The following is a 22914-nucleotide window of genomic DNA, read 5'->3' on the forward strand; positions in this document are numbered from 1 at the left end:
CGGCAACCCTTGCATCGCCCGCGGTCCGGAAACGGACCGCGGGCGATGTGCATTTCGGTACCGTGAACCGGCCGGCGGATTGTTGTCGCGAGGACAACACGATGTTCGCAGGTGCGGTGCTTCAGGCGTTCGCCGGGCCTCCCTACAATCGCCGACATGCTCGATCGGCATGCACGCGATACGAAAGGCGCGTCGTGCACGGTCGCGCGCGAACCGTGCTGCGCAGCGCGGAGAACCCCCAACTCGATGAAAGGACGATTCAACATGAACGGATCAATCCACAACGTGCGGCCGGTAACGACCCGCCTTGGCAAGGAAGCGGCTGGTGAACTCGTTCCATCCCGCTACGCGGTGCGCATCGGCGACGTCGACGTCGTGCTGATCAGCGACGGCGTCCTGCCGCTGCCGACATCCACGATGTCCACCAACGTGAGCGAAGCGGACCGCAACGAATGGTTCGACGGACGCTTCCTGCAACGCGACACGTTCGACTGGGCGCTGAATATCGCGCTGGTGCGCAGCGCCGAACGCCTGATCCTCATCGACTCGGGCGTGGGCGACGGCTTCGAATACTTCACGCGCGCGGGACGGTCGGTGATGCGTCTCGAGTCCGCGGGCATCGATCTCGCCGCGATCACCGACATCGTGATCACCCACATGCATATGGATCACGTCGGCGGGCTGAACGTCGACGGCGTCAAGGCGCGGCTGAATCCCGACGTGCGCATTCACGTGTCGGCCGCGGAACTGGCGTTCTGGAAGAATCCGGACTTCAGCAAGACGGTGATGCCGGAAACAGTCCCGCCCGCGCTACGCAAGGCCGCGGCGCGATTCGTGGAGCTGTATCGCGAGCACATCGTGCCGTTCGACCGCACCGTGGAAGTTGCGGCCGGCGTATCGGTGCGCGTGACCGGCGGCCATACGCCGGGACACTGCGTGGTCGATATCGCATCGAACGGCGAACGACTGACGTTCGCGGGCGACGCGATCTTCGAAGTGAACTTCGACCATCCTGACTGGCAAAACGGCTTCGAGCACGACCCGCAAGCGGCCACCGACGTCCGGCTCGCACTGTTCAACGAAGCCGCCGACACCGGCGCGATGCTGGCCGCCGCGCATGTCGCGTTCCCGTCGATAGGCCACATTGCAAGGGACGGCGACGGCTTCCGCTTCGTCCCGGTCGTGTGGGACTACTGATCGATCCGGGGCACGCAGCGGGCGACACGCGAGCCGTATTGACGATGTTCGAGCAATCGCCGCAGTTCTTGCAGCGATGGTGATGCGTCGTGGCAGGTGGCACCGCTGTCGCGAAAGGTCCCCCGTGAAGCAAAAAACGCCGCCGCACTCCCGTGCGACGGCGTCACTTCGCGCGCTTGCGCGCGCATCGGGCCCGCAGGAAATTCAGGCGACGCTCGACAGATTGCGCTCCGCGACCTCGTCCACCGCTTCCTTCACGATACCGACGATCTCGTCGGCTTCCGCCCGCGTCATCACCAGCGGCGGCGCAAAACCCAGAATGTCACCGTGCGGCATTGCCCGTGCGATCACGCCACGCTGCAGCGCCGCGGCCGACACCTGCGCGCCGATCTTCAAAGCCGGATCGAACGGCGTGCGCGCGTCCTTGTCCGCCATGAATTCGAGCGCCGCCAGCATCCCGACACTGCGCACCTCGCCGACGAGCGGATGCGCGCCGAACGCGTCACGCAGCTTCGCGCCGAAATACGCGCCAACCTCGGCAGCATTGCCGACGAGGTTCTCGCGCTCGAGAATCGCAAGGTTCGCGAGTGCGGCGGCCGCGCACACAGGGTGGCCCGAATACGTCCAGCCGTGCCCCATCGGCCCATGCTCCTGCGAGCCGCGCGCAATCACGTCCCAGACTTTCTCGCCGACGATCACGCCCGACAGCGGCGCATACGCGCTCGTCAGCCCTTTCGCGACCGTAATGAGATCGGGGGCGATCCCGAAGTGCTGCGCGCCCATCTTCGCGCCCAGGCGCCCGAATCCGCAGACGACTTCATCCGAGATCAGCAGGATGTCGTGCTTGCGCAGCACGGCCTGAATCGCGGGCCAGTAGCCGGCCGGCGGCTCGATGATGCCGCCCGTGCCCATCACCGGCTCCGCGATGAACGCGGCGATCGTGTCGGCGCCTTCGCGTGCGACCAGCTTCTCGAGCTCGTCGACGCAATGCGCGACAAACTGCGCTTCGCTCATTCCGGCCGGTGCCTTGCGATACCAGTGCGGACACACCGTGTGCTTCACGCGATCGATCGGCAAGTCGAAATGCTGGTGGAAGCTCGGCAGGCCCGTGAGACTGCCCGTCACGATGCCCGAGCCGTGATAGCCGCGCTCGCGCGAGATGATCTTCTTCTTGTTCGGGCGGCCGAGCACGTTGTTGTAGTACCAGACGATCTTGACCTGCGTCTCGTTCGCGTCGGAACCCGACATCCCGTAGTAGACCTTCTTCATCCCCGCCGGCACCCAGTCGATGATGCGTGACGACAGCTCGATGATCGCGTCCGACGAGTGGCCGACATACGTGTGGTAGTACGCGAGCTGCTTCGCCTGTTCGTACATCGCTTCGGCAACTTCGGTGCGGCCGTAGCCGATGTTCACGCAGTAGAGGCCGGCGAACGCGTCGATATAGCGCTTGCCCTCGTGATCCTCGATGCGGATGCCTTGCGCGCCGCGCACGATCTTGCCGGGCAGCGCACCGGTCTCGTGGTCGTATGCGTGAGTCGACGGATGCATGAAGTGGGCGCGGTCCTCGCGCAGCAGTGCGTCGATCGATTGTTTCATGATGGCTCCTTTGAATGGGTGGTCAGGCCGTCGCGGCGACGGGCAGGCCGAGATTGCCGAGGCAGAAGTACTTGGTTTCGGTGAACGGTTCGAACCCTTCGGCGCCGCCTTCGCGCCCGAGGCCCGACGCCTTCATTCCGCCGAACGGGATCGGCGCACCGGTGAATTTCACGCCGTTGACCGACACCATCGCGAACTCGAGCCGCCGCACGAGCTGGAAGATCGTGTCGATGCGCGTCGCGCACACGTAGGCGGCGAGGCCGTACTCGGTGTCGTTGGCCTTGTCGACCGCTTCGTCGAGCGTGTCGAACGCGCACACCGCCGAGATCGGCGCAAAGTTCTCCTCGTCGTACACGCGCATGCCGGGTGCGGCGTCCGCGATCACGGTGGGTTCGTAGAACCAGCCGCCGAGCGCATGCGGCCGGCCGCCCGCGACGATCCGGGCCCCGCGTACGCGTGCGTCGTCGACGCGTGCCACCGTCGCGTCGAACGCGGCCTGGTGCATCAGGGGACCGACGTCAACGTCCGGCTCGAACGCGGGGCCGGTCTTCAGTTCACGCACCGCGTTCGCGTAGCGGCTGACGAATGCTTCATAGAGCGGGCGCGCAACGAAGATCCGGTTCGCGGCGCAACAGTCCTGGCCGGAAGTCTGGAACTTCGCGCCGACGGCAATCCGCACCGCCTGTTCGAGATTCGCGTCCTCGGTCACGATGAACGGTGCGTTCCCGCCCAGTTCGAGCGCGATCTTGCGAATGCCGGCCTTCGCGGCGGTTTCGGTGACGAGCCGCCCGACGCGCGTCGATCCGGTGAAGCTCACCGCACGCACGCGCGCATCGCCGACGAGCGTCTCCATCGCCATCTGCGGTTCGCCGAGCACGACGTTGAACACGCCGGCCGGAAAGCCCGCCTCGTCGGCAAGCTGCGCGAGCGCGAGCGCCGAAAACGGTGTTTCGTGCGCGGGCTTCACGACCACCGTGCAGCCCACGGCGATCGCGGCCGCCGCCTTGCGCGTGATCATCGCCGCCGGGAAATTCCACGGCGTGATCAGCGCGGCGACTCCGACCGGCTCCATCACCGTGCCGAGATGCGCGCCGTCGATGTGCGTCGGGATCGTGCGGCCCGCGACGCGCTTCGCCTCGTTCGCGAACCATTCGATGAAGCTCGCCGCATAGCGGATCTCCCCGCGCGATTCGGCGAGCGGCTTGCCCTGTTCGAGCGACAGGAGCGCAGCGAGATCGTCGAGATGCCGCAGGATCAGCGCATGCCAGCGCGATAGCGCCGCGCTACGCACGTCTTGCGACGTCCAGCGCCACGTGCCGAATGCTCGCTGCGCGGCGTCGACGGCGCCGACGATCTGGGCGCGCTCGAGCATCGGCACGTGGCCGATCACGGCCTGATCGGCGGGGTTCACGACGGCGACCGTCGCGGCACTGTCGCTGTGGATCCAGCGACCGTCGACATAGCACGTCGACTTGAACAGAACGGGGTGTCCGGGCAACATCCTGCGTCTCCTCGTTTGGGTGGGCACGAGCTTCATTCTGTCGTGCCGGCGGGTGCGGAAATTTCTGTTTCCGCGCGCGCTTCTTGCGTCTTTTTCCGTATTGCCGTGCGTTCGCGCGAAGTTTCAGAGCCAGTCCGGCGCGCCGCCGGATTCGCATTTCACGACCTTCGTCACGATGTACGTGAAGTAGCGCTCGATGCCGAGATCCTCCATCAGCAACGTGTCGATGAAGCGCTGGTAGTGATCGATGTCGCGCGCGATCACGTGCAGCACGTAGTCGACGCCACCACCGGTGGCGTAGCACTGCGCGACTTCGGGCGCCGCGCTCACGCGCTCCTCGAAGCGCCGCATGTCGGGTGCGGTATGACGCGACAGCGTCACCTCGACGACGATGCGGCTGCCGGAAACTGCACCGATCCAGTCGACGTCCGCGCGATAGCCGCGGATCACGCCGCTTTCCTCGAGCTTGCGCACGCGCTCCCACGCGGGCGAAATCGACAGGTTCACGGCCTCCGCGAGCTTCGACTTCGTGATGCGCCCGTCGCGCTCGAGGATTCGCAGGATCGCGAGGTCGTATCGGTCGAGCTTGATCACGATGCGGCGCGTCCTTAAGCGGACACCGGAATGTTGCGCTCGACGATGTCGGCGACCACCGCGATCGTGTCGCCGGCCTGCACGATGCCCGGGAAGTGGCGGGCCGCGAGCAGCCCGCGACGCCGTGCGACGTATTCGACCGGTGCGACACCCGTGCGGTCGATGTCGTGCACGCGCGCCAGCACGTCGCCGGCGTTCACCTCGCTGCCGAGATCGCGGCACATCTCGAGCAGCCCGCGATGCTCGCTGGTCGTGAAGCACGACCCGTCCGGCATGTCGAGCAACGTCGTCGTGCGCGGCGCGTTGCCGTCGATCACGTCCTTCGCGATCACCCCGGCATGCGCGAGAAATCCATACACGCCACGCTCGGCGATCGCGACGCTCGCGGCCGTCGACGAACCGCCGCCGCCGAGCTCGGTCGACACGAACACCTTGCCGGCTTCCTCCGCCGCGGTGTCGAAAAGACCCACGTTGTCGAGTTCGAGCATGCGCATCGAGTACGGCGCGCCGAACGCACGCATCGCGCGCTCGCAGCGTGCCTGCTGATCGCGGTCGTCGAGCACGTGGATCGCCGCGAACGGCACGAAATCAAGCGTGCGGCCGCCCGCGTGAATGTCGAGCACGTGCGTCGCGAGCGGAAGCAGATGCCGCTGGAAGTAGTCGGCGATCTTCTCGGTGACGGTGCCGTCCGGGCGCCCGGGAAAGGCGCGATTCAGATTGCCTGCATCGATCGGCGACGTGCGGCAGCCGGCGCGAAACGCCGGGTAGTTCATGAACGGCACGACGATCACGCGGCCGGTCACGTCGGCCGCCTTCAGCGAGCCGGCGAGCTTCGACAGCGCGACCGGCCCTTCGTATTCGTCGCCGTGGTTGCCGCCGGTGAGCAAGACCGTCGGCCCGTCGCCGCGCTTGACGACGGTCACCGGAATCATGATCGCGCCCCACGCGGAATCGTCGCGCGAGTAAGGCAGCTTCAGGAAGCCATGCTGTTCGCCGTCCGCGTCGAAGTCGACGGTCGGCGTGATCGGAGAAGCACGCATCGTCCTACTCCTTCACGAACAGCTTGCGCGGCACGTTGCAGAACGTCTCCACGCCGGTTTCGGTGATCAGGATGCTTTCGGTGATCTCCAGCCCCCAGTCGTCGAGCCACAGGCCCGGCATAAAATGGAACGTCATGCCGGGTTCGAGCACCGTGCGGTCGCCCGGGCGCAGGCTCATCGTGCGCTCGCCCCAGTCCGGCGGATAGCTCGCGCCGATCGGGTAGCCGCAGCGGCTGTCCTTGTCGATGCCCGCGCGGCGCAGCACCGCAAAAAATGCATTCGCGATGTCCTCGCATACGTTGCCGGGCTTCGCGGCCGCGAGCCCCGCCTCGATCCCCTCGACCACCGCGCGCTCGCCTTCGATGAAGTGGGCGGGCGGCTTGCCGAGATAGACGGTGCGCGACAGCGGACAGTGATAGCGGCGGTAGCACCCGGCGATCTCGAAGAAGGTGCCCGCGCCGCGCGCGAACACCGAATCGTCCCAGGTCAGATGCGGCGCAGCTGCGTCGGCGCCCGTCGGCAGCAGCGGCACGATCGCCGGATAGTCGCCGCCGAAGCCGTCCGCGCCGCCGATCCCGGTCGCATAGATCTGCGCGACGAGATCGCTCTTCTTCATGCCCGGCTCGATGGTGTCGACGATGTGCGCGTGCATGCGCTCGACGATCCGCGCGGCGACGCGCATGTACTCGATTTCGCGCGGCGATTTCACCGCACGCTGCCAGTTCACGAGCGCCGTCGCATCGATCCAGCGCGCCGCCGGCAGATGCTTCCGAAGCGATGCGTACGCCGCGGCGCTGAAGTAGTAGTTGTCGAGTTCGACACCGATGCGCAGCGTGCTCCAGCCGCGTGCGGCAATCACCTCGGTCGACAGGTAGTCCATCGGGTGACGCGCCGTCGACTGCACGTAGTGATCCGGATAGCCGACGATGTTGTCGTGCGCCATGAACACGGTGCGCTTCGCGCCGTTCGCGTCCTGGCCGCGTCCGTACCAGACAGGCTCGCCGTCCATCGGCAGCAGCACGCACTGGTGCACGTAGAACGACCAGCCGTCATAGCCGGTAAGCCAGGCCATGTTGGTCGGGTCGGTGACGATCAGCAGGTCGATGCCGGCCTGCTGCATCGCCGTGCGCGTCTTCGCGATGCGCGCAGCGTATTCGCTGCGCTCGAACGCGAGACGCGGCACGGCTTCGTGGGTTTCGATGACTGCGGCCATCTGTCTCCTCTCAAGTCGTGAGGTCGTTGTGAAAAATCGTGCCCACCTCGGCCGCGCGGGCGCGCTGCAGCGCGAGCACGGCAATGGCGGTGTCTTGCGCGCCGGTCCCGGTCAGATCGCAGATCGTGATGTCGTCGCGGTGCGTGCGGCCTTCGCGCTGCCCGGCGATCACCTCGCCGAGCTCGGGGAACACGGCATCGGGCGCGACCGCACCGGCGGCGATCGCATGCGCGAGTTCACCGGCCACGCGGGTCTGCTGCAGCCGGTCGCAGAAGTAGCGCGCGGCGCCGAACACCGACGGCGCGAGCTCGGTCTTGTAGTCGGCGTCGGCGCCCATTGCCGTCACGTGCAGCCCCGGACGCAGATCCTCGGCATGCACGAGCGGCTCGCGGCTGGGCGTGGTCGTGACCGCGACGTCCGCGTCGGCAAGCGCCGCATGCACCGAACGCGCGACGATCGCATCGATCCCGTGCGCGGCGCGCACGTCGGCCGCGAATCGCGCCGCACGCTCGGCGTTGCGCGCCCATACGGTCACGTGCTCGATGTCGCGCACCAGCGTCAGCGCATCGAGCTGAAGTCGCGCCTGTTCGCCGGCGCCGATGATCGCCGCGCGACGTGCATCGGCGCGCGCGAGCCGGCGCGCGGCCACCGCACCGGCCGCGGCGGTGCGCACGGCCGTCAGGTAGCCGTTGTCGAGCAGCACGGCTTCGGTGAGGCCGGTGCGCGCGGACAGCACGAGCATCAGTCCGTTCAGGCTCGGCAGCCCGAGCGACGGGTTGTCGAAGAAGCCGGGGCTCACCTTGATCGCGAAGCTGTCGAAGCGCGGCAGGTAAGCAGTCTTCACGTCGACCTCGCCGTGACGGGCGGGCAGTGCGAGGTTGAGGATCGGCGGCATGACGACCGCGTCGGTCGCGAGCGAAGCGAACGCGGCCTCGACCTGATCGATTGCGGCCAGATCGAGCGGGACCAGCGCGCGCAGTTGCGCCTGCCCGAGCAGCATGACGGGATGGGCCACGTCAGTTCTCCGAAACGAGCCGGCGATGCACGGCCATGTCGATGTTCGCGCCGCTGACGATCACGACGATCGGGCCGTCGCGATCGCGGCGCGCGATCCGTTCGTCCAGCAATGCGGCGATGCCGACCGCACCCGCGCCTTCCACGACCAGACGCTCTTCGCGGTACGCGTGCGCGATGCCGCGCGCGATCGCCGGCTCGTCGAGCAGCACGACGTCGTCGGCCAGTGTGCGCGTCATGTCGAACGTATGGCGGTTGTCCAGGCCGATGCCGCCGCCGAGCGAATCGGCGAGCGTCGGCTGTTCGTCGATGTCGATCGGTCGTCCGGCCGCGAGGCTCGCGTGCATCGCGGCACCACGCGCCATCGACACACCGATTACCTCGATCGCGGGCCGGATCGCCTTCGCTGCAAACGCGACGCCGCTGAACAACCCGCCGCCGGACAGCGGCACGACGAGCGTGGACGTATCGGGCAACGCCTCGAGAACCTCGACGCCGATCGTCGCCTGCCCCGCGATGATGCGCGGGTCGTCGAACGGCGGCACATACGCATAGCCTTCGTCGCGCACGAGGCGCCGCGCCTCGGCCTGCGCGTCGTCCTGGCTGTCGCCGGCGATCACGACCCGCGCACCGAGCGCGGCGACCGCATCCACCTTGTTCGCCGGCACGAGCGACGACATGCAGACTGCAGCCTCGATGCCGAACGCGCGCGCCGCATACGCGACCGCTCGGCCGTGATTGCCGGTCGATGCGGTGACGACGCGCGTCACGCGCCGTGCCGCCAGTTCGGCGAGCGCATTCGTCGCGCCGCGCAGCTTGAAGCTGCCGGTCGGCTGCAGCGTTTCGAGTTTCAGATGGACGGCGGCGCCGGCCCGCGCGGACAACGCGGCCGACGCGACCAGCGGCGTGACGCACGCATGCCCTGCGATGCATCGGCGTGCGCGGTAGACGTCGGACAGCGACAGGAAGGACATGAATCGCACGCCTCATCATTGATGTAGTGCGATCCAGTCTAATGTCCCAAATTGCGCTTTCGAATGTCCTGATACATTGTGCGCCGCCGGTACGACGCGCGCTGCGCTTCAGTGAAAATCGTGCACGTGCGGATATTGCTCGAATACGCGCGCGATCGTCGCGAGCGCGGCGTTGCACGCGGCATCGGTCGTCTCCGCGCCGATGCACACACGCACCGCATTCGGCCGCTCCGTGCCGCCCACGAGGAACGGATCGGGCGACGTCACCGCGATCTTGCGGGTGCGCAATTCGCGCACGAGCCGGTCGGCCTGCCAGTAGTCGGGCACGCGCAGCCACGCCGACAGCGCATTCGGATGCGCACCCAGCACGTAGGGGCCGAGCGTGGCCTTCACCATGTCCTGGCGCACCGCGAGCCGTTGCCGCTGCAATTCGACGAGCCGTCGCGCGGTGCCGTCCGCGATCCAGCGCGTCGCGATCTCCGCGATCGGCGACGTCGCCATCCAGCTGCTCACGCGCAGCACGCTTTCCACGCGCAGCGCGAGCCGCCTCGGCATCGCGAGATAGCCGGTGCGCAGCCCGGTCAGCACCGATTTCGTCATGCTCGTGCAATAGAAGCCGAGCTCCGGAATCAGGCTCGCGATCGGCGTTGCCGTCTTCGCGGGCAGCGGGCCGTATACGTCGTCCTCGATCACGTACACGCCGTAGCGCGACGCAATGCGCGCGATCGACTTGCGGCGCGAATCCGACATCATCGATACGGTCGGGTTATTGAGGGTCGGCGTGCAGACAAGCGCACTGATTCGCTCGCCGTCGCACATTTCCTCGAAATGTTCGGGACGGATCCCGTGTTCGTCCATCTCGAGCCCCTTGAGCGTAAACCCGAGCACGTTCGCGGAGCCGATCACGCCGTGGTCGGTCAGGCTCTCGCACAGCACGGTATCGCCCGGCCCGACGATCGACGCGAGCGCGAGAAAGATGCCGTGCGCGGCACCGTTCGTGATCAGCAGCGATTCGGGATGGACCGGCAGATTCAGCGACGCGAGCCACGCGGCGCCGGCCTCGCGATGCGCATCGAGCCCCGCGATCGGACGGAACGAGCGAATCCACGGCTGGTCGTCGGCAGCGGCGAGCGCCGCGCACACGGCCCGCCACGCGGCGTCGTGCTCCGGCGTGTGCACGATGCGCGCGATCGAGAAGTCGACGAGCTCGCGCTCGGCCGTGTCGAGAATGTAGTTCGACATCGATTCGGTCACGCGCGCGGCCACGAAACTGCCGCGCCCGACTTCGCAGCGGATCAGGCCCTGTCTTTCGAGTTCCTTGTAGGCATTGGTGACGGTCTGCACGCTCACACCGAGGCTCGACGCCACGTCGCGTTGCGGCGCGAGCCGCGCGCCTGGTGCGAGCGCGCCGCTGTCGATGTCGGCGGCGATCGCCTTCACGAGCCGCTTGTATTTCGACTCGATGCCGTGCACCGCGCCGATCGCGTCGTGCCAGCGCGCCGATACCTCGGTCCGTCCCATCTCGATGTCTCCGTCGTTGCTTCCACATGGTCGCTCAGAAAGACACCCGGAAATTATTGTCCTAGTGCAATCGCGTGCGGAACCAGGACGCTGCGGCGCGCGTTGCGGTCCGATCGGTCGGCATGGCCGAGTACGCGCTCATGCAGAGCGGCTATTTCTTACAACCTCCCTGCAATCCTTCCGCTGACCACCGAGCCGCCACGTGTGATCGCTGCGTTCGGGCCGGATTGCACGCCATATATGTATAGGGATCGGCCGCACGCCGCCCCCTGACGGCTTGACCAGCCCCGGATCGACCACCTAAATTGCTCGTTGCAGGGCGATGCTCCAGTGTGCGACATGACATGCGGGTGACAAAAACGATAGTTTGCTACCAAATGTTTTTGCCCCTATCATCTCGCCCATGACCAACCTGCACGACCTCCGTCTCGCCGTCAGCAGCCAGCTGGTGCTCACCGCGCGCAAATGGCGCCGCACGAGCGATGCCGTGCTGACCGCGTACAACGTATCCGAAGCCTGCGCGACGCCGTTGCTGATTGCCGGCCGCCTCGGCGAAGGCGTGCGCCAGGGCACGCTCGCCGAGCACGTCGGCATCGAGGGGCCGTCGCTCGTGCGCCTGCTCGACCAGCTGTGCGCGGCCGGCCTCGCTCGCCGCGACGAGGATCCGCACGACCGCCGCGCGAAGACGATCTCGCTGACGGCCGCCGGTCGCGCCGTCACCGCGAAGATGGAGGAAGACCTGCGCGCGCTGCGCGCCGAGGTGCTCAAGGGCGTCACGCGCGCCGATCTCGAAGCGACGCTGCGCGTACTGAACGCGTTCAACGCGGCCGATGCGCAACATCCGGCGCCGCGTCCGCCTCACTCCGCCGGGCCCGCGTCATGACCTATCCGAGCCTTCGCGACTGGCTGTTCTCGGGCAAGACCTTCGCCGCGTCGATGCTGGCGTTGTACCTCGGCCTGTATTTCCAGTTGCCGCGCCCTTACTGGGCGATGGCGAGCGTCTACATCGTGTCGAACCCATTCGTCGGCGCGACGCGCTCCAAGGCGCTGTATCGCGCACTCGGCACCGCGCTTGGCGCCGCCGCGGCGATCCTGTTCGTCCCGCCGTTCGTCGAGACGCCGTTCCTGTTCAGCGTCATCGTCGCGACGTGGTGCGGCACGCTGCTCTACCTCGCGATCTCCGACCGCACCGCGCGCAGCTACGTGTTCATGCTTGCCGGCTATACGATGCCGCTGGTCGCGCTGCCGACGGTGACCGATCCGTCGACGATCTTCGACGTCGCGATCGCGCGAACCGAGGAAATCGTGCTCGGCATCGTGTGCGCGAGCGTGGTCGGCAGCGCGGTGTTCCCGAACCGGCTCGCGCCGACGCTGATCGAGCGCACCGACGCCTGGTTCAAGGACGCGGCGTTCTACGGCCGCGAAACGCTGTCGGGGCACATCGCGGGCAAGGCGCTGTCGGCATGCCGGCAACGTCTCGCCGCGACCATCACCGGCCTCGAATTCCTGCTGAGCCAGCTGAGCTACGATCATGCGCACCCGCGTGTGCTCGCCCGTGCGCAGGCGCTCGCAGGCCGCATGCAGCTGTTCCTGCCGCTGATGTCGTCGCTCGCCGATCCGCTGATCGCACTGATGCGCGACCTGCACGTGCGACCGCCGGCACTCGACGCGCTGCTCGCCGACGCGGCAAAGTGGTTCGACGCGCCGTTGCCGACCGTGAAGGCAGACAACGACGGCGAGATGGCGCACGATCCGGTCGCCGACGATCTGCGTGAGCGCATCGCGTCGCTGCAGCCGTCCGACAGTGCGCTCGCGAGCTGGGACGGCGCGCTGCTGTCGAACGCACTGTGGCGGCTGCGTCAGGTCATCGACATCTGGCAGGACTGCCGCTCGCTGCGCGCGCTGATCGCGAACGAGTCGGGCATCTGGCAGCCGCGCTACCGGCACTGGCGGCTCGGCGGCACCGAACGCTTCTTCGATCGCGGGATGATGCTGTTCTCGACGCTGACCGTCGTGCTCGCGATCGTGTTCGCGTGCTGGCTGTGGATCTCGTCGGGTTGGCACGACGGCGCCGCGGCCGTCACGCTCGTAGCCGTGTCGTGCAGCTTCTTCGCCGCGCTCGACGAACCGGCACCGCTGGTGTTCAAGTTCTTCCTGTCGACGGCCGCGAGTGTCGTGTTCGCCGGGCTGTACCTGTTCGTCGTGCTGCCGCACGTGCACGACTTCCCGATGCTCGTGCTGATGTTCGCGGGGCCGTTCGTGCTGATCGGCACGCTGCTGCCGCGTCCGCAGTTCAACATGGTGACGATGCTCGTCGCGGTGAACACCGCCACCTTCATCAGCATCCAGAGCGCGTACGACGCCGATTTCTTCGTGTTCCTGAACAGCAACCTCGCCGGCGTCGCCGGGCTGCTGTTCGCGTACGTGTGGACGCGCGCGACGCGTCCGTTCGGCGCGGAACTCGCGGTGCGGCGCCTGCTGCGCTCGGGCTGGGAGGACGTCGCACGCTCCGCGTCGACGCAGCCGCTCGACGACCAGCGCAACCACGCATCGCGCATGCTCGATCGCGTCACGCAACTGCTGCCGCGCCTCGGCGCGTCGGACGATCATCGTCATCCGTCGATCGAGAGCTTCCGCGACCTGCGCATCGCGCTGAACGCGCTCGATCTGCGCCGCTCGCGCCGCAAGCTGACGGGCGACGTGCCCGACGCGATCGACCGCGTGCTGGCCGGTGTCACCGAGCACTACACGCGCTGCGCGGCCGCGAATGCGCGACAGCCTGTGCCGCCGGCGCTGCTCGCATCGATCGACGACGCGCTGCAGCGCGTGGCCGGCCGCAACCTGCCCGGCACGTCCGCCACATCCGCGGACGGCGGCGCCGCGCAAGCCGCTCCCGCGGCACCAGCCACGCCCGCGACACACCGCTGGCTGCGCGATACGCTGCATGCGCTCGTCGGTCTGCGCCTGTCGCTGTACCCGGCTGCGTCCGCGCAGCCGCCGCATGCCGCACCGGACGGCGCGCGTGCATGATCCCGCTTTCCAACCCGTCTTTCCGACCGCGACCATGATCGGCGAAATCGACATCTTCGGCGTATTCGTGCCGGCTCCGCTCGTGCTGATGCTGATCGCCTACCTGATCAACATCGTCGTGCGCGCGCTGCTCGAACGCGTCGGCTTTTACCGCCTCGTCTGGCACCGTTCGATCTTCGACCTCGGCATCTACGTGTTCGTGCTTGCCGCCGTCGTCATCGTGTCTCACCATCTCGTGGCTAGCTAACCGTGAAAAAAACCTGGCTCTCGGCAGGTCAGATCCTGCTCACCCTGATCGTCGTCGTCGTGGCCGCCCTCGTCCTGTGGCGGATCATCAACTACTACATGTTCTCGCCGTGGACACGCGACGGCCACGTGCGTGCCGACGTGATCCAGGTCGCGCCCGACGTGTCGGGCCTCATCACCGCGGTGCAGGTCGCCGACAACCAGGAGGTGAAGCGCGGCCAGGTGCTGTTCGTCATCGACCAGGCGCGCTACACGCTCGCGGAACGGCTGGCCGAAGCCACGCTCGCACAGCGCCGCGCGACGCTCGCCCAGGCCAGGCGCGAATATGCGCGCAACCTGCAGCTCGGCAATCTGGTCGCCAGCGAGCAGGTCGAGGAAAGCCGCACGCGCGTCGAGCAGGGCGAAGCCGCTGTCGCCGATGCGCAGGTATCGCTCGACACCGCGAAGCTCAATCTGCAGCGCACGACGATCGTGAGCCCCGTCGACGGCTACCTGAACGACCGCGCGCCGCGCGTCGGCGAATACGTGCCGGCCGGCCGCGCGGTGCTGTCGGTCGTCGACCGCAATTCGTTCCGCGTCGACGGCTACTTCGAGGAAACCAAGCTGCGCGGCATCCATATCGGCCAGCCGGTCGACATCGTCGTGATGGGCGAGCCGCATCCGCTGCGCGGCCATGTCCAGAGCATCGTCGCCGCGATCGAGGATCGCGACCGCACGCAGGGCGCGAACCTGCTGCCGAACGTGAATCCGGCATTCAGCTGGGTGCGGCTCGCGCAGCGCGTGCCGGTGCGTGTCGTGCTCGACGAGGTGCCCGACGACTTCCGGATGATCGCCGGGCGCACCGCGACCGTCGCGGTACGCAGCGACACGCGCCGCAACGACAATGCGAAGCCGGCCGCCGGTGCCTCCACGGCAGCCGTGCCGCCCGCAACCTCCGCAGCTTTGGCGGGCAGCGCGACGGGAGCATCGCAATGAAGCGGCACGGCCTGCGCCTCGCGGCGGCACTGGCGCCGCTCGCGTTCGCACTCGGCGCGTGCAAATCCGTCGGCCCCGACTACAAGCTGCCGCAGCAGGCGTACGTGAATGCGCCGCTCGCGAACCATGCGTTCGACGACGCAAACGGCTCGCTCGTGTCGCGCGATGCGGTGCCCGGCAACTGGTGGCAGCTGTACGACGATCCCGTGCTCGACGAACTCGTGCGCAGTGCGCTCAAATCCAACACCGACCTGCGCGTCGCCGCGGCCAACCTCGCACGTTCGCGCGCGGCGCTCGAAGTGGCGAATGAACAGGGCGGCTTCTCCGGCAGCGCGGAAGCAGCCGTGCAGCGCGCGCAGGAGTCGGCCGAGCAATATCTGCTCGAAAACAAGCTGCCCGTCGTCAACGAAGGGATGGTGGGCATCAGCGTGTCATACGAGCTCGATCTGTTCGGCAAGCTGCGGCGCGGCGTCGAGGCCGCGCGCGCGGACAGCGAAGCCGTGCAGGCGGCGGCCGATCTCGCGCGCATCACCGTCGTCGCGGACGTCGTGCGTGCGTACGTCGAATCATGCTCGGCTGGGGACGAACTCGCGATCGCGAAGCAGTCGCTCGCGCTGCAACAGCAGCGTGTGAAACTGTCGCAGCGCCTGCGCGATGCGGGACGCGGCAACCAGACCGACGTCACGCGCGGCGTCACGCAGGTGCGCACGCTCGCGGCCGACATCCCGCGCTTCGAAAGCCGCCGCAAGATTGCGCAATACCAGCTCGCCGCGCTGCTCGCGCGTTCGCCCGCCGACCTGCCGAAAGCGGTCGCCGAATGCGAACGCCTGCCGAAGCTGCGCCAGCCGATTCCGATCGGCGACGGTGCCGCGCTGCTGCGCCGCCGGCCCGACATTCGCGAAGCCGAGCGTCAGCTCGCCGCGTCGACCGCACGGATCGGCGTCGCGACCGCCGCGCTTTATCCGTCGATCAGCATCGGCGCGTCCGCCGGGTCGGTCGGCGTCGCGGCCGACCTGTTCTCTTCCACCACGAATCGCTGGTCGTTCGGACCACTGATCAGCTGGTCATTCCCCGTCAACGGCCAGCGCGCGCGCGTGCGCGAAGCGGAAGCGGCGACCGGTGGTGCGCTCGCGCACTTCGACGGCGTCGTGCTGAACGCGCTGCGCGAAACGCAGTCGAGCCTCGCGACCTATGCAGCCGACGTGCAGCGCACCGACGCGCTGCACACGGCCTACGAATCGGCGCGCAGTTCCGCTGACGAAACGCATCGCCTCTACATGGCCGGCCGCGAGTCGTTCATTTCGGATCTCGATGCGACGCGCACGCTGACGAGCGTGCGTGCGCAAGTCGCTGCGGCCGAAGGCCAGGTCGCCGCCGACCAGGTGAAGTTGTTCCTCGCGCTCGGCGGCGGATGGGAAAGCGATATGAAGGCCGCTGCGACGCAGCAGAAGACGGCGGCGGGCGTACCGGCTGCTGCGTCGGCGGCTGCAAAGTAAGCGCGATCGCGGCGGCACGGCGTGCACGACGCCCCTGCTGTCGCGCAGCATCGTACGTCGTTTCACATGTGCGGTATGTCGCTGCCGACGTCGCGCTTCACCTGCATTGCCGGTAAACTCATCCGCGGTTTCCGTCGTTCGCCGGCCACCCGCCGGCGGCCCATTTCCTGGAGAATCATCATGCGCACCAGCGCCCGCAATCAATTCGTCGGCCAGATCGGCGCCGTCAAGCCCGGTGCCGTCAACGACGAAATCACGCTGCGCACGCAAGACGGCCTCGACATCGTCGCCGTGATCACGCATGGGAGCGCCGCATCGCTCGGTCTCGCTGCCGGCACGAAGGCATTCGCGCTCGTCAAGGCATCGTCGGTGATCGTGATGGTCGACGTCGACAGCAGCAAGGTGTCGGCGCGCAACTGCGTCGCGGCCACCGTGTCGTCGATCGCGAAGGGCGCGGTCAATTCGGAAGTCGTGGTCAAGGCTGCGGGCGGTGCGGAAATCGTCGCGATCGTCACCAACGACAGCGTCGATCGTCTCGGCCTCGCGAGCGGCAAGCCGGCGTCCGCGATCTTCAAGGCATCGAGCGTGATCATCGGCGTCGAATGATCGACCGACCGTGCAGGTGATTGCAATGTCGCCCCGTCGTTCGCCGCGCCCGCGCAACGCGCGCAACGCTCGCACTGCGTGCAGGCGCGCACGATGACGTCCGCGCTGGAGCACGCGCATCAACGCATGTTTCAATCGCTGCTGGCCGGAGCGACCGATGCCGATTGCGCGGATGCGCGTCTGTTCGGCGCGCTGATCGCGGCACGCGCATGCCGCAACGAACTTGCGCTGCTCGGCCTGTCTTCCGTACGGTTGAGCGGTCTGCTCGCTCGCCAGTTTCCGCGCTTGCATTCCACCGAGGCCGCCGCGCTCGCATCGGCCGCTGCCGCCGTCGCGCCGCTGCCGGCCGCGCACGCGCAGTTCGTTGCGACACTGCACGCGCTGCTGATGCGGAATGCGCACCCCGCCGTCTCACCGGACGATGCCGACTGCGTCGCGACGATCATCTCGCATGCGTGCCTGCGCCCCGATCACCTGTGGCGCGATCTCGGCCTCGATGGACGCGACGCGGTATCCGCGATGCTCGAACGCTATTTCCCCGCGCTCGCCGCGCGCAATGTCGCGCAGTTGCGCTGGAAGAAATTCCTCGCGCAGCAAGTCGCTGCATCGCTCGGCCTGCCCGCCGGGCCCGCGCCGGGATGTCCCGGCTGCGAGGACTTCGGATTCTGCTTCCCCCGGCAACAATATTGACGACGGCGGCGTGTGTGGCTTGCGGGCACGCATCGTTTGACCGATCATGCGTGACACCTGTCCGCGCCTTCATTCAATCGTCAACGCTCACCGGAGACACAACCGTGGCTGACTTCGCGAGTCCCAATCTCCCCTCGCGCGATTTCGAAACCACGTCGCTGTTCTACGCGAAGCTCGGCTTCGTCGAAACGTGGCGCGACGATGGCTGGATGATCCTGCGACGCGGCGACCTGTTGCTGGAATTCTTTCCGCATCCCGGCCTCGACCCGGCCACGAGCTGGTTCAGCTGTTGTTTCCGGCTCGCCGACGTCGCCGCGTTCTTCGACGAGGTAATCGCGGCCGGCGTGCCGGAGCAGGCGACCGGTTGGCCGCGCGCACATCGGCCGAAACGCGAAGCATGGGGCGGCAGCGTCGGCGCGCTGATTGACCCGGACGGCTCTTTGATTCGATTGATCCAGACGGACGACTGAAGCGCCCCGTACCGCGAGGTTGCGGCAAATACGAAACGACGCCCCATAAACGGATACCTTGCGACGCACATTGCAACGGCTGTCCGTCGTACGCCTTGCGCCGCGCGGTCAATGACGATGGCGGTGATGAATGTCCGGGAAATGTGCGTGACTGTGCGTGATCGGCAGATGCACGTGAGGATGCGAGTGCGGCTCTTCGCCGTCGTACGGAAAATCGTGCGCGTGCTGATGATGTTCATCGTGCCGATGCCGGTGCGTATGCTCGAGCCGTTCATGCGCGTGCTCGTGTTCGTGCCGTTCGCGCACATGCAGCCAGATACCGCACGCCATCAGCGCGGCCGCGATCCAGAACGTGACGGACGGCAGCGCCGGCCAGATCAGCAACGACAGCACGACGCCGAACAGCGGCGCCACCGAAAAATATGCGCCCGTGCGCGCACTGCCGAGATGGCGCAGCGCGACGACGAACAACACGAGACTGATCCCGTAGCCACCGAGGCCTGTCAACATCGCGGCGGCCATGGCCGGAACAGCAGGCAGCGTTGCGCCGGTCGCGAGCGCGATACCGATGTTCACGGGGCCGGCCACGAGGCCTTTCGCGCACGCGATGACCATCGCATCGTTCGCGGCGACCTTGCGGGTCAGGTTGTTGTCGATGGCCCAGCACAGGCATGCGCCGGCAATCAGCAACGCGCCGACCGGCAAGCCCGCGTGCCCCGGGCTCCACGACAGCAGCGTGCCGCCCGCGACGATCGCGCCCATGCCGAGAAACACCTGGAGATCCACGTTCTCGCGAAACACGACCCACGCGATGACCGCCGTCAGCATGCCTTCGAGATTGAGCAGCAACGCACTCGTTGCAGCCGGTGTACTCGACAGCCCGAGCATCAGCAGCGCTGGTCCCGCGACGCCGCCGGCCGCGATCGCGCCGGCGAGCCACGGCAGGTCGGAGCGTTGCAGCGGGGCGGCGTCCGCGGCTGGCTTGCGGGCGCGACGCAACCCGCGCAGCAGGATCCCGACGCCGAGGCCGATCCCGCTGCCGAGATAGAACAGGCCGGCAACCATGAACGGCGACATCGCGCCGATCAGTACCTTCGCCAGCGGCGTCGCGGCACCGAACAGCGCAGCGGCGGTGAGTGCGACGAGAATCGCGCCATTTCTCGGGTTCATGATGCGGTCTATGCGTTGTGCGTTGTGCGTTGTGCGTTGTGCGTTGTGCGTTGTGCGTTGTGCGTTGTGCGTTGTGCGTTGTGCGTTGTGCGTTGTGCGTTGTGCGTTGTGCGTTGTGCGTTGTGCGTACGGAATCGGCAGGCTTCGTGTGATGCGGTAACGCGTTCGGTTTTTGCCGGTGCAGTGCCTTTCAAATTCGCTGAATGTCGGGTGAATCGCGCTGGCGTTCTGGTTCCCGTCGCGTCATGCGTTACCGCCAATGTGCCGGCCCGACGATGCGTGCTGGTGAGATTATCGCGTGTGTGTCACGGGCCGCCAACGGAGGTGGCAATCGCGGGTGCGAATCCGGGTTCCATCTGACATCCAGCTACATTAGGAATACGAATTACTGCGGCGAAAGAAGGGCGAATTGACTGGACCGCCGACACAATGACACACGCGTCGGCCAGCCACGCGCAAGCGTCGATGCGCAGCCGTGCTCGACGCTGGTCTACGCAACGTTCGTCGGGATGCATGCCGCCCCTGATCGATATGCCGTCGCCATGCATACCCGCTGGACGATACCTTGCACACACGGCATCCGCCGACATGCTTTCGTCGTGGAGTTCGATCGGCAGTTCGAGGGGATTTCGTGAGGCTGACTGGCTGTGCCGCCAGCGGAGGCAGTCCCGACCTGTCCCGGAGGACTGGTCGGTCTGTCATGGGATGCGCTGCATGCATGGTGCAGGCAGGCCGTCGCCACGCGTCGCGCGGCGACACATCGCGTATTACTCGCTCGCGGCCGTTTGCTGCTCGGACTGCGGTGCTGCGTCGGCCGGTGCTTCCGCCGTCGCCGGCTGCGACGGCGCTGCGTCGGCCGGCGTTTCCGCCTTCGGCTGCTGCGGTGCACCCTTCGCCGCCTGCGCACCGCCCTTGTTGCCCGGACGGCGCGACTTCAGCCGGCGCGCACGCGCCGCGTCATCGTGCGTCACGCGTCCCGCTTCATTACCTTGCAGATCGACCCGCACCGCGTCTTCGACCAGACACGACCAGTAACGATTGCCGCGGCACCACGTCGACATCGCGTCGCGCAGTTCGGCCTCGCTCAGGCCGATGGCTTGTGCCTCGCGCGCGAGGTCGTCCCAGATACCGACCTTCAGCGGCACCTTCGGGGCCGGATTCTTCGGGAACGCACGCGGGAAGCGGCGCTGCAGTTTGCCGATCGCGACGATGACCGGATCGACCGGTGTCGACGGCTTCGTCGAAGCGGGCTTCGCGCCGGACGACGCCTTGGCCGCCGCCGCCGGTTTGGCCCCGCGAGCGGGCCGATCGCCGGACTTCGGCTTCGCGCCCGCTTCCGGTTGCGTAGCCGGTCGCTTCGCGTTGCGCTCCTGCTTGGCCTTTGCTGCGAGCTGCGCCCGCAATTCGGCAAGTTGTTCAAAACCCATAAATTCAATCCACCAGGAATATAAGGTGTGGTTCGTGCAGCCATTCCGCACATCGGCGTTTGCCGCATCGCCTGCGGCTCGTCTGCCACCGACGCGGATCATTGCGGGGCCGCATCGCCACCACCACTGTTTCAGGCACCGGCCACGATGCCGGACAAAGGCAGGAGTGGAAGTATACCGGTACGCGCGGCCGTCGGCTGACTCACCGGTTCGCATTTGACGAATCCGGGGCAACCGCAATGCGTCCGCGCGGTCGTGCTGCGCATTATCGCTGCGTTTTCGCGGTGCATCGACCGTCGCGTTACGTAGTGTCGTTAATGGCGGGATTTCGGCCATCCTGCACCGATCACGCGACGCGTCGGTTGTTCCACAGTACGAAATGGTAAGCAATGGACGCGGATAGCGAAGACGCGATATGCGCTGCCCGCATCTCCGAGAGTTCCGGCTCGCACATACGATTCGTGCGGCGTGGCAGGTTTGCTCGATTGCCGTCGCGCATTCTATTAGTTGCGTCCACATCTATCGTCGATCGTACAACCGTTATCACAACCTCCGCGCGACGCTGGTCTTCGACACCGACATGCCTGCGGGACGGTATCCAGGTTCATCAAGCCGCGCCCTTATGCACGATGTTCGTGAGGCGGCGACACGCTTTGGGCGATCGGCGGGCCGCGCATCGGCGCCGAATCGAACAGTGTGTGCTCCGAAATTCACTGCAATCAGGTGCCGCACGACGAGTGTCGCGCTCCGGTCATTGTGCACGTCCGCGGCTCGGCTTCGGTCGGCTTGATTACCGGCAGTCAAAACACGCCGAGCGCAAGACCCGCAGCAAGCCCTGCTCCGACCTCCGCGCAACGCGCGAGATCGTCGCTGCCGATAGTCTTCGGCGCGAGGATCCGCTCAGGGGTTTGCGCATGGGTGCAGACGATCAGGCCCGGCGCCACATTCTTGAGCCGCCATCCGGTCGCGATCCTGTCGATCTGGCGCAGCGCGTTCTGTCCATCGCTGCCGGCACAAATCATCGCCGCATAAGGGCGACCGTTCACGCGATCGAGCGCGGCGTAGTAACAGCGATCGAAGAAGTCCTTCATCAGCCCGGACATCGCAGCGAGATTTTCCGGCGTAGCGAACAGGTAGGCGTCGGCGGCTAGCACGTCGTCCGCGCTGGTCGCATCTGCGCATTGCAACCTGACGTCGACGCCGGGTTGCTCGCGCGCGGCATCCGCAGCCGCTTCGGCCATCTGCTGCGTGCCTCCGGTCATAGTGTGATAGACGATCAACAACGTCTTCATCGGTTTTCGCTCGCGGTCGGTTTGATTTGCACTTGCCACACGCGTCGGTACGGTTCAATCCGGCTACGTCGACGTGTGTGCAAGTGCGGCGCTTTTTCGAGGGAGAGGATGGGCTCGTGCTACGGATGTCGACAACTGTTCTGCGTCGCGCCTCGCACGACGCGCCATCAGTCCTGCGCGATACGCGGCATACCAGCGTGATCGGCGCGCGCGTAGTACGCAAGAAACATGTCGGCAGCCGTTTCCGCGACCTTCCGTTGTTCCTGGGCCCCGAGTGGTGGCTGGCCCATCGTCACCTGCGGCCAGAACGCGAATGCCTTCACGAGCCCATGCAGTTGATGCGCGGCGAATACGGGATCGGTCACCGACAATCGGCCAGCCGCCGCGGCCGCACGAATCCAGATCGTCACGTCTTCTTCGCGCTCGCCCATGCGCTCGACCATGTCGCGTGCGCGTTCCGGCGAGTGGATGACTGCACCGATCGCAACGCGGGCGAGTGCAAGAAACGCTTCGTCGCTCAGCAACCGCAACTTGCGGTCCAGTAGTGCAAGCAGTTGGTCGCGCAGCGGCACGTCGGCACGGAAGGCCGGCGCGGCGGCGGTCAGCGTTGTGTCCCATAGCTGATGCAGGATTGCCGCGAACAACGCCTCCTTTCCTGCGAAGTGGTTGTAGACGGTGCGCTTCGATACGTCCGCACGCGCGGCGATGCGGTCCATGCTGGTCGCGTCGTAGCCGGCCGCGAGGAATTCGTCGATCGCCGCGGCGAGTATCGCCGCACGCTTTCGGTCGGTCAGCCGTTGAGGGGAAGTGCTCGTGTCCATTGAAAAATTTTACACCCGTCAGTTTACTTTTCCCACGG

The 22914-nt window shown here is 66.8% G+C and carries 21 protein-coding genes; 9 read left to right on the top strand and 12 right to left on the bottom strand.

Features of this window, described 5'->3' with window-relative positions; genetic code table 11:
• Positions 1 to 264 precede the first annotated feature (264 nt).
• Positions 265 to 1197 (top strand): MBL fold metallo-hydrolase, encoded by a 933-nt coding sequence (locus tag WS51_RS29675; RefSeq protein ID WP_059505917.1) that lies wholly within the window; start codon positions 265 to 267, stop codon positions 1195 to 1197.
• A gap of 204 nt (positions 1198 to 1401) precedes the next feature.
• Here WS51_RS29675 and WS51_RS29680 read toward each other — a convergent pair whose 3' ends face one another.
• The 8 genes from WS51_RS29680 to ehuR all read right to left on the bottom strand — a co-directional run bounded on the left by WS51_RS29680 (position 1402) and on the right by ehuR (position 10653).
• A complete protein-coding gene (locus WS51_RS29680) occupies positions 1402 to 2796 on the bottom strand; it encodes an aspartate aminotransferase family protein (protein WP_069230310.1) in 1395 nt (464 codons plus the stop codon).
• A 22-nt stretch (positions 2797 to 2818) separates the two neighbouring features.
• Positions 2819 to 4297: an NAD-dependent succinate-semialdehyde dehydrogenase gene (locus WS51_RS29685; protein WP_069230311.1), complete on the bottom strand. Its 1479-nt coding sequence runs from the start codon at positions 4295 to 4297 to the stop codon at positions 2819 to 2821.
• A 123-nt stretch (positions 4298 to 4420) separates the two neighbouring features.
• Positions 4421 to 4891 (bottom strand): Lrp/AsnC family transcriptional regulator, encoded by a 471-nt coding sequence (locus tag WS51_RS29690; protein ID WP_059505857.1) that lies wholly within the window; start codon positions 4889 to 4891, stop codon positions 4421 to 4423.
• A gap of 14 nt (positions 4892 to 4905) precedes the next feature.
• Positions 4906 to 5931, bottom strand: coding sequence for a N(2)-acetyl-L-2,4-diaminobutanoate deacetylase DoeB (gene doeB, locus WS51_RS29695; RefSeq protein WP_059505859.1), 1026 nt, complete (start codon positions 5929 to 5931; stop codon positions 4906 to 4908).
• A gap of 4 nt (positions 5932 to 5935) precedes the next feature.
• Positions 5936 to 7144, bottom strand: coding sequence for an ectoine hydrolase DoeA (gene doeA / locus WS51_RS29700; RefSeq protein WP_059804538.1), 1209 nt, complete (start codon positions 7142 to 7144; stop codon positions 5936 to 5938).
• Positions 7145 to 7154: 10 nt separating this feature from the next.
• Positions 7155 to 8159, bottom strand: coding sequence for a cyclodeaminase (locus tag WS51_RS29705; RefSeq protein ID WP_059505863.1), 1005 nt, complete (start codon positions 8157 to 8159; stop codon positions 7155 to 7157).
• Between the two features lies 1 nt (position 8160).
• Complete coding sequence (gene eutB, locus WS51_RS29710; RefSeq protein ID WP_060338455.1) at positions 8161 to 9132, bottom strand: hydroxyectoine utilization dehydratase EutB; 972 nt, start codon at positions 9130 to 9132, stop codon at positions 8161 to 8163.
• Between the two features lie 108 nt (positions 9133 to 9240).
• Positions 9241 to 10653, bottom strand: coding sequence for a MocR-like ectoine utilization transcription factor EhuR (ehuR, locus tag WS51_RS29715; RefSeq protein WP_069230312.1), 1413 nt, complete (start codon positions 10651 to 10653; stop codon positions 9241 to 9243).
• Positions 10654 to 11056: 403 nt separating this feature from the next.
• On the opposite strand from ehuR, the gene WS51_RS29720 reads away from it, so the two are divergent.
• The 8 genes from WS51_RS29720 (at position 11057) to WS51_RS29755 (ending at position 18166) form a co-directional block, all read left to right on the top strand.
• A complete protein-coding gene (locus WS51_RS29720) occupies positions 11057 to 11536 on the top strand; it encodes a MarR family winged helix-turn-helix transcriptional regulator (RefSeq protein ID WP_059451714.1) in 480 nt (159 codons plus the stop codon).
• Entirely contained in the window at positions 11533 to 13683 is a 2151-nt protein-coding gene (locus WS51_RS29725; RefSeq protein WP_059505869.1) for an FUSC family protein, read from the top strand. The genes WS51_RS29720 and WS51_RS29725 overlap by 4 nt, the downstream gene beginning before the upstream one ends.
• A 34-nt stretch (positions 13684 to 13717) precedes the next feature.
• The gene (locus WS51_RS29730) at positions 13718 to 13930 is read left to right on the top strand and encodes a DUF1656 domain-containing protein (protein ID WP_044849171.1); all 213 of its coding nucleotides are present in this window, start codon (positions 13718 to 13720) and stop codon (positions 13928 to 13930) included.
• A 2-nt stretch (positions 13931 to 13932) separates the two neighbouring features.
• Entirely contained in the window at positions 13933 to 14904 is a 972-nt protein-coding gene (locus WS51_RS29735; RefSeq protein WP_059505870.1) for an efflux RND transporter periplasmic adaptor subunit, read from the top strand.
• Complete coding sequence (locus WS51_RS29740) at positions 14901 to 16400, top strand: efflux transporter outer membrane subunit (protein ID WP_069230313.1); 1500 nt, start codon at positions 14901 to 14903, stop codon at positions 16398 to 16400. Before WS51_RS29735 ends, WS51_RS29740 begins: the two co-directional genes overlap by 4 nt.
• Before the next feature lie 180 nt (positions 16401 to 16580).
• On the top strand, positions 16581 to 17006 hold the full coding sequence (locus WS51_RS29745) for a TOBE domain-containing protein (protein ID WP_069230314.1): 426 nt from the start codon (positions 16581 to 16583) through the stop codon (positions 17004 to 17006).
• A 93-nt stretch (positions 17007 to 17099) separates the two neighbouring features.
• Positions 17100 to 17696 (top strand): nitrogen fixation protein NifQ, encoded by a 597-nt coding sequence (locus WS51_RS29750; RefSeq protein ID WP_069230391.1) that lies wholly within the window; start codon positions 17100 to 17102, stop codon positions 17694 to 17696.
• 104 nt (positions 17697 to 17800) lie between these two features.
• Positions 17801 to 18166 carry a bleomycin resistance protein gene (locus WS51_RS29755; RefSeq protein WP_060338447.1) on the top strand — a complete coding sequence of 122 codons (366 nt, stop codon included), beginning with the start codon at positions 17801 to 17803 and terminating at the stop codon, positions 18164 to 18166.
• A gap of 108 nt (positions 18167 to 18274) precedes the next feature.
• On the opposite strand, the gene WS51_RS29760 is transcribed toward WS51_RS29755, so the two are convergent.
• The 4 genes from WS51_RS29760 to WS51_RS29775 form a co-directional block, all read right to left on the bottom strand.
• A complete protein-coding gene (locus tag WS51_RS29760) occupies positions 18275 to 19336 on the bottom strand; it encodes a DMT family transporter (protein ID WP_069230315.1) in 1062 nt (353 codons plus the stop codon).
• Positions 19337 to 20103: 767 nt separating this feature from the next.
• Positions 20104 to 20763: a ProQ/FinO family protein gene (locus WS51_RS29765; RefSeq protein ID WP_069230316.1), complete on the bottom strand. Its 660-nt coding sequence runs from the start codon at positions 20761 to 20763 to the stop codon at positions 20104 to 20106.
• A gap of 800 nt (positions 20764 to 21563) precedes the next feature.
• The gene (locus WS51_RS29770; RefSeq protein WP_069230317.1) at positions 21564 to 22055 is read right to left on the bottom strand and encodes a flavodoxin family protein; all 492 of its coding nucleotides are present in this window, start codon (positions 22053 to 22055) and stop codon (positions 21564 to 21566) included.
• Positions 22056 to 22222: 167 nt separating this feature from the next.
• A complete protein-coding gene (locus WS51_RS29775) occupies positions 22223 to 22876 on the bottom strand; it encodes a TetR/AcrR family transcriptional regulator (RefSeq protein WP_059541534.1) in 654 nt (217 codons plus the stop codon).
• Between the last annotated feature and the right edge of the window lie 38 nt (positions 22877 to 22914).

Source organism: Burkholderia territorii (assembly GCF_001718335.1).
Taxonomy (GTDB): domain Bacteria; phylum Pseudomonadota; class Gammaproteobacteria; order Burkholderiales; family Burkholderiaceae; genus Burkholderia; species Burkholderia territorii.

What these genes read in the sequence shown, in the direction of transcription:
- WS51_RS29675 (WP_059505917.1), top strand. Translation starts at nt 265, where the DNA reads ATGAACGGATCAATCCACAACGTGCGGCCGGTAACGACCCGCCTTGGC.
- WS51_RS29680 (WP_069230310.1), bottom strand. Translation starts at nt 2,796, where the DNA reads ATGAAACAATCGATCGACGCACTGCTGCGCGAGGACCGCGCCCACTTC.
- WS51_RS29685 (WP_069230311.1), bottom strand. Translation starts at nt 4,297, where the DNA reads ATGTTGCCCGGACACCCCGTTCTGTTCAAGTCGACGTGCTATGTCGAC.
- doeB (WP_059505859.1), bottom strand. Translation starts at nt 5,931, where the DNA reads ATGCGTGCTTCTCCGATCACGCCGACCGTCGACTTCGACGCGGACGGC.
- doeA (WP_059804538.1), bottom strand. Translation starts at nt 7,144, where the DNA reads ATGGCCGCAGTCATCGAAACCCACGAAGCCGTGCCGCGTCTCGCGTTC.
- eutB (WP_060338455.1), bottom strand. Translation starts at nt 9,132, where the DNA reads ATGTCCTTCCTGTCGCTGTCCGACGTCTACCGCGCACGCCGATGCATC.
- ehuR (WP_069230312.1), bottom strand. Translation starts at nt 10,653, where the DNA reads ATGGGACGGACCGAGGTATCGGCGCGCTGGCACGACGCGATCGGCGCG.
- WS51_RS29720 (WP_059451714.1), top strand. Translation starts at nt 11,057, where the DNA reads ATGACCAACCTGCACGACCTCCGTCTCGCCGTCAGCAGCCAGCTGGTG.
- WS51_RS29725 (WP_059505869.1), top strand. Translation starts at nt 11,533, where the DNA reads ATGACCTATCCGAGCCTTCGCGACTGGCTGTTCTCGGGCAAGACCTTC.
- WS51_RS29730 (WP_044849171.1), top strand. Translation starts at nt 13,718, where the DNA reads ATGATCGGCGAAATCGACATCTTCGGCGTATTCGTGCCGGCTCCGCTC.
- WS51_RS29740 (WP_069230313.1), top strand. Translation starts at nt 14,901, where the DNA reads ATGAAGCGGCACGGCCTGCGCCTCGCGGCGGCACTGGCGCCGCTCGCG.
- WS51_RS29745 (WP_069230314.1), top strand. Translation starts at nt 16,581, where the DNA reads ATGCGCACCAGCGCCCGCAATCAATTCGTCGGCCAGATCGGCGCCGTC.
- WS51_RS29750 (WP_069230391.1), top strand. Translation starts at nt 17,100, where the DNA reads ATGACGTCCGCGCTGGAGCACGCGCATCAACGCATGTTTCAATCGCTG.
- WS51_RS29760 (WP_069230315.1), bottom strand. Translation starts at nt 19,336, where the DNA reads ATGAACCCGAGAAATGGCGCGATTCTCGTCGCACTCACCGCCGCTGCG.
- WS51_RS29765 (WP_069230316.1), bottom strand. Translation starts at nt 20,763, where the DNA reads ATGGGTTTTGAACAACTTGCCGAATTGCGGGCGCAGCTCGCAGCAAAG.
- WS51_RS29770 (WP_069230317.1), bottom strand. Translation starts at nt 22,055, where the DNA reads ATGAAGACGTTGTTGATCGTCTATCACACTATGACCGGAGGCACGCAG.
- WS51_RS29775 (WP_059541534.1), bottom strand. Translation starts at nt 22,876, where the DNA reads ATGGACACGAGCACTTCCCCTCAACGGCTGACCGACCGAAAGCGTGCG.